Below are 1,217 nucleotides of genomic sequence, written 5' to 3' on the forward strand. Positions count from 1 at the left end.
ACTGCACTCGACAGGGTGTGGGAGAGTAGGACACCGCCGGAACATCATTGCGAAAGGCCCCCAGCATCATGCTGGGGGCCTTTTTGCGTTCCCGGGTACGTCACCTACAGTTTCGGGGTGCGCCTTGTCATTGCTCGTTGCCAGGTCGACTACGTCGGCCGACTGACCGCCCACCTTCCGATGGCTCGCCGATTGCTGCTGATCAAGGCCGACGGCTCGGTGCTCGTGCACTCCGACGGCGGCTCGTACAAGCCGCTGAACTGGATGAGCCCGCCGTGCTGGCTGGAGGAACGCGATATCGCGACTCTGGTCCCCGCGGAGCTGCCCTCCGGTGTGACGCCGCTGCGGGAGGGCAAGACGGCGCTGCCGGACACCATCAAGGCGCTGTGGGTGGTGACCAACAAGGCCGGCGAGGAACTGCGCATCACCATCGAGGACATCGAGCACGACTCCTCGCACGAACTCGGCGTCGACCCCGGCCTGGTGAAGGACGGCGTGGAAGCGCATCTGCAGGAGCTGCTGGCCGAACACGTGACGAAGCTGGGCGAGGGGTACACCCTCATCCGGCGTGAGTACATGACCGCCATCGGCCCCGTGGATCTGCTGTGCCGCGACGCCGACGGCGCGACGGTGGCCGTGGAGATCAAGCGGCGCGGTGAGATCGATGGCGTCGAACAGCTCACCCGCTACCTGGAACTGCTCAATCGCGATCCGCTGCTGGCGCCGGTCGCCGGCGTGTTCGCCGCGCAGCAGATCAAGCCGCAGGCGCGCATTCTCGCCGAGGACCGGGGGATCCGCTGCCTCACGCTCGATTACGACGAGCTGCGTGGCACGGAGAGCAACGTTTTCCGCCTCTTCTAGGCTGGCAACCATGCCGCGACGTAAACCACGCTCCGGGCGACGTAGCGAACCCGCGCCCATCGGGGACGTGTACGGGCGCACCGAGGACGGGCCCGGCGACGAAACCTACATCGTCCGAACGGTTCCCGGCGCCAGGGCGGTCAAGACGTATCGGTGCCCCGGCTGTGACCACGAGATCGCCCCTGGCGTCGCCCATATCGTCGCCTGGGCGGCCGAGGGCGGCGAGGACGACCGCAGGCACTGGCATCAGGGCTGCTGGAACGGCAGGCGCACCCGCGGCATCACCCGCCGCTGGTCCTGACCCGCAAGACGACGAAAACCGAAGGCCGCCTCGAACTTTCGAGGCGGCCTTCGGT

General features: G+C 67.3%; 2 protein-coding genes. Both read left to right on the plus strand.

Translation table 11 applies throughout. From position 1 onward, the window contains the following. Positions 1-117 precede the first annotated feature (117 nt). Positions 118-861 (plus strand): endonuclease NucS, encoded by a 744-nt coding sequence (nucS, locus tag ACWF82_RS34370; protein WP_452507728.1) that lies wholly within the window; start codon positions 118-120, stop codon positions 859-861. A 10-nt stretch (positions 862-871) separates the two neighbouring features. Then, on the plus strand, positions 872-1,162 hold the full coding sequence (locus tag ACWF82_RS34375; RefSeq protein ID WP_379039867.1) for an ATP/GTP-binding protein: 291 nt from the start codon (positions 872-874) through the stop codon (positions 1,160-1,162). Positions 1,163-1,217 lie beyond the last annotated feature (55 nt).

The organism is Nocardia sp. NPDC055053 (assembly GCF_053608285.1).

Coding starts and splice junctions, on each gene's coding strand:
- ACWF82_RS34375 (WP_379039867.1), top strand. CDS start 872: ATGCCGCGACGTAAACCACGCTCCGGGCGACGTAGCGAACCCGCGCCC.